Genomic DNA, 4439 nt, shown 5'->3' with positions numbered 1-4439 from the left:
GTGGGCGCCTGTAGCCGCGCGGCCGGATCGACCGGCAGCAGCTCTTCCCGCACCGCCCAGGCAGAGAATGTCTTCGCCGAAGAAACCTGCCGGGCGACGGTGGTCCGCGCCGCCCCGCGCCGAGTTTGTTCGGCCAGCCACGACCGCAGCAGGGGCAGATCGAGGTCGGCGACGGCGATACCCCGGGCACCGGCGAAGGACAGCAAGGCGCGCATATCGGCGGTGTAGGCACGCACTGTATGTTCGCTGCACCCCCGCTCGTAGCGCAGATGCTCGGCGAACTTCTCCAGCACGTCGGCCATATCGCCGAGTCTATCGGTGCGCCGATCGAATGCTGCCTGTGTCATGCTCTAGCGGTGTTTGAGATCGACCGCCCCAAACTGGAGGGCTCTGTCGCGGTGGGCGTGCAGCGCCGACTGGGCTTCGCCCAATTCGGCAAGCTGACCGCCCGACCGTACTTCTGGTTGCACGGAACACCCGGAGCACGCCGTCAGATCCCCCCCGAAGCACGACAGCTCGCCATCGAGAACGAGTTGTGCATCATCGGTCTGGACCGCCCCGGGGTGGGGTCGTCGACGCCCTATCGCTACCGGAACGTGCTCGAGTTCGCCACGGATCTACTCTCACTGGCCAACGCCCTCGATATCGAGGAATTCGGCGTCATCGGTTTGTCCGGCGGCGGGCCCTACAGTCTGGCCACTGCCTACGCCGCACCCGATCGAGTCAAGGTGGTCGGCATCATGGGCGGGGTGGCCCCGGCGGTCGGACCCGAAGCGATCCGGGGCGGCGCCACCGATCTGGCCAAGCTGACCGCACCTATTCTTGAGGTCGCCGGCGCACCCATCGGCCGCGTCATCAGTTCGGCGCTCTCGGTGGCCCGCCCGGTGGCCGAACCGGCCATCAGCTTGTTCGCCCGCTTCTCCCCGCGCGGCGACCGGGAGCTGCTGGCCCGCCCGGAGTTCCGCGCCATGTTCCTCGACGATCTGCTGCACGGTGGATCCCGGCGCATGGAGGCACCGTTCGCCGACGGGATCGTCTTCGCCCGCGATTGGGGTTTCCGGGTCGCCGATCTGCAGACCCCGGTCATGTGGTGGCATGGCGACCGGGATCACATCATCCCGTACGCCCACGGCGAGCATATGGTCTCGCTCATGCCCAACGCTAAGCTCTTCGATCTGGCTAATGAATCCCATCTCGGCGGTTTGGGCGCTGCCCGGGCAATCCTCGCCGAACTCGACGCCGCGTGGGAACGCTGACCACCCGAAATCGGCCACCGGCCGGGTCGGTATCCGCTCAGTCAGGAGCCGGTCCGTCCGCACCCTGGCGGGTCCGCTCTTGCGCCTTCCACTGCCGGAAACCCTCCTCGCCCCGGCCCCGGCGCCAGTAGCCGGAGATCGAGGCAGCACGCCGCGCGCTGACCCCGCGCTCACTGCGCACATAGCGGCGCAGATTCTTCATCACCGTCTGCGCTTCACCATGGATAAAGACCTGTGGCTCGCCCTCGAGCCACACGGCCTGGCGCACCGCCGCGATGAGCGGCGCGTGGTCGCCACTGACCTCGTCGGCGGCGGCGTCGGAAGGCGCGCCCCGGTGCACCCAGGTGATCTCGGCGCCGTCCGGCGCGGTCAGGGCGATCTCGTCGCCGGGACCGCCGACCTCGATGAAGGCTCTGACCACCGCATCGGGAGCCATCGCCTCCAGTGCTGCGGCGAGCGCGGGCAGACCGGCTTCATCGCTTGCCAGCAGATGCCACGTCGCTTGCGGATCGGGACGATAACCGCTGCCGGGACCACGGACGGTCACGCGCTCCCCCGGCTGCGCCCGTGCCGCCCACGGTCCGGCGATCCCGGCCTGTCCATGCACGACGAAGTCGATCGCGATCTCGCGCGCCGCCGGGTCGTAGCGCCGGACAGTGTAGGTACGCAGCACCGGCTGATCCGCCGGGGCGAACTCGGCAGCGACCCGGTCGGCGTCGAACGGTTCGGGATAGACGACGTCCCGCCCGGCGGGCGGAAAGACGATCTTGACGTACATATCGGTGTCCGGTCGCGCCGCGCCGGCCGGTACCGGCGCAAAGTCGTCGAAGCCCGCGCCGCCGAACCAGATCCGGACCATGTGGTCGGTGAGGAATTCGGTCCGCAGCACTTCCAGGGTGGTGAACGTCTTGGCCATGGCGACCACGCTACCGCGTGTCGGCGAGGAGTGAGCCGACCCTAAGACGCGAGCATTGCCGCGTCGATGCGGCGATGCCGACACTGCACGGCCGGGGCAACCCCTAGAATGCGCGTATGAGGTTGCTCAGCCCGATCGACCACGTGTTACTTCGCATGGAATCGCCGCGCACACCTATGCACATCGGCGCCCTGGCGATCTTTCGCCTCCCCGAGGATGCGGCGCCCGACTTCGTCCGGCAGTTGTACGACACCTTCGCCGCTCTCGCGTTCCTGCCGTTCCCCTACGACAGTGTCCTGGCCGATCTGCCGATCGCCGATGCAGCGTACTGGAAGAAAGCCACCCCGGATCCGACCTACCACGTCCGACTGGATGCGCTGCCTGCGCCTGGCGGCGAGGCCGAACTCGGGGCCTTGGTCGAGCGGCTGCATTCGCGACCGCTGGACCTGACTCGCCCACTGTGGGAAGCCCACCTGATCGAGGGCCTGTCCGATAACCGGTTCGCCTTCTATTTCAAGGCCCATCACTGTGCTACCGACGGCGTCGCGGCGGTGGAGACCATCAAGTCGTGGCTGGGCACCGATCCGGGGGATGCGCCGCCGACCGAGGGCGTCGATCCCAGTCCGGATCCGAGTCTGCTGGAGAAGGTGACGATCCTTCCCCGGCGCATCACCGAGGGCACTGTGGCCACCGTCAAGGTGCTCAACAAGTTGGTCGGGATGACGTTGGGGCCCGACAGCTTTGTCCGCAGCGCCGTCAGCACCCCGGCCTCAGTGTTCAATCAACGTCTCGGCCCACACCGCCGGGTCGCGGTGGAAAGCATCGCACTCACCGACCTCAAGACGATCACCGCGGCGACCAACACCACGATCAACGACGTGGTGCTCGCCATCATCGGCGGTGCCGTTCGGCGCTACCTGCTCGACCTGGACGCACTGCCCGACACGAGCTTGACCGCCTCGGTGCCGATGGCCCTGTCTCGCGAGCGCGATACGCTCAATGCGGCAATCGGCTTCGTCGCCCCGCTGGGCAGTCAGATCGCCGATCCGCTCGAACGGCTGCGCGTGGTCGCCGCCCACACGGCGCGCGCCAAATCCGATCTTGATTCGATGAGTCGGGACGCCCAGGAACATTTCGCGCTGCTCGGCATGACCCCGCTGCTGCTCGCGCAGAATATGGGCGCGGCCACCAAACTGCCGCCGTTGTTCAATTTCACCGTGTCGAACGTGGTGCTCGGCAAGGACAAGCGCTACCTGATGGGCGCGGAACTAGAAACCATCGTCCCGATCTCGTTCTTGGTCGACGGGTACGCATTGAACGTCACGCTGATCGGCTACGGCGACACGGTGACGTTCGGCTTCGTCGGCTGCCGCGACGGTCTTCCGCATCTGCAGCGGTTGGCCGACTACACCCGGGAGTCACTCGCCGAGTTTCTCGCCGCCGCTACCGACTGAGCCCCGTGTCGCCTCGACCCCACAGGCCGCCGCTGCTGGTGACGCGGCCGGTCAGTTCGAGTCGCGCCAGGGCGGTCCGCACGCGATCCACCGGCACACCGGCGACGAAAGCCACCTCGGTCAGGCTCAGTCCGCCGCGCGCCGGGAGTGCCTCAATCACAGCGAACTGATCGGGCGGCAGCTCATCAGTCGACCGTTTCGGCGACGGAAGATGATTGTCGTGTCCGTCAATGCGCACCAGCGCGATAGTCGAGGCCGCGTCGGTCACCAGGTTCGCTTGTCCGTCGGCGATCATCTGATGACAGCCCACCGACATTGCCGAGCTGACCGGTCCGGGCACCGCGCCAAGCGGACGACCGAGGTGGCGCGCCCAGGCTGCCGTATTCGCCGCCCCCGAACGCCGTCCGGCCTCGACCACGACCAGGGCGCTCGACAGCGCGGCAACCAACCTGTTGCGGGTAAGAAAGCGGTGTTTGCCCGCCGTAGTGCCCGGCGCGTACTCGCTGATCACCAGTCCGGATCGGGCGACTTCGGCGAGCAGTCCGGCATGGCCAGCCGGATAGTCACGGTCGATGCCGCATGCCAGGACAGCCACGGTGGACCCGCCCGCGGCCAGCGCCCCGCGGTGCGCGGCCCCGTCGATGCCGTAGGCGCCACCGGAGACCACCGCCCAGTTCGCCGCGGCCAGATCGCCACCGAGCCGCCCAGCGACCTGGTCACCGTACGAGGTGGCCGCCCGCGACCCGACGATCCCGATCACCGGCCCGGACAGCAATGCTGGCGACGCGCTGCCGCGGACCCACAGTGCCAGCG

Annotated in this window: 5 protein-coding genes; 2 read left to right on the top strand and 3 right to left on the bottom strand. The window is 68.0% G+C overall.

Translation table 11 applies throughout. From position 1 onward, the window contains the following. Positions 1-347: site-specific integrase (locus WAW85_RS07820; protein WP_422559060.1), on the bottom strand; the 347-nt coding region annotated here is incomplete at its 3' end. A gap of 9 nt (positions 348-356) precedes the next feature. Here WAW85_RS07820 and WAW85_RS07815 point away from each other — a divergent pair. Beyond that, entirely contained in the window at positions 357-1256 is a 900-nt protein-coding gene (locus tag WAW85_RS07815) for an alpha/beta fold hydrolase (RefSeq protein WP_422559059.1), read from the top strand. 37 nt (positions 1257-1293) lie between these two features. Here the strand turns inward: WAW85_RS07815 and WAW85_RS07810 are convergent, their stop codons facing one another. Beyond that, on the bottom strand, positions 1294-2172 hold the full coding sequence (locus tag WAW85_RS07810) for a siderophore-interacting protein (protein ID WP_422559058.1): 879 nt from the start codon (positions 2170-2172) through the stop codon (positions 1294-1296). A 116-nt stretch (positions 2173-2288) separates the two neighbouring features. Between WAW85_RS07810 and WAW85_RS07805 the strand changes: the two genes are divergently transcribed. Beyond that, positions 2289-3626 (top strand): wax ester/triacylglycerol synthase family O-acyltransferase, encoded by a 1338-nt coding sequence (locus tag WAW85_RS07805; protein WP_422559057.1) that lies wholly within the window; start codon positions 2289-2291, stop codon positions 3624-3626. On the opposite strand, the gene dprA is transcribed toward WAW85_RS07805, so the two are convergent. Next, on the bottom strand, positions 3616-4439 hold an 824-nt coding region (gene dprA / locus WAW85_RS07800), incomplete at its 5' end, for a DNA-processing protein DprA (protein ID WP_422559056.1). The genes WAW85_RS07805 and dprA overlap by 11 nt on opposite strands.

The sequence above is a fragment of the Gordonia sp. (in: high G+C Gram-positive bacteria) genome, from assembly GCF_049299075.1.
Taxonomy (GTDB): Bacteria; Actinomycetota; Actinomycetes; order Mycobacteriales; family Mycobacteriaceae; genus Gordonia.
The sequence above is the reverse complement of the archived record's forward strand: the minus strand, read 5'-3'. Positions and strand labels throughout refer to the sequence as shown.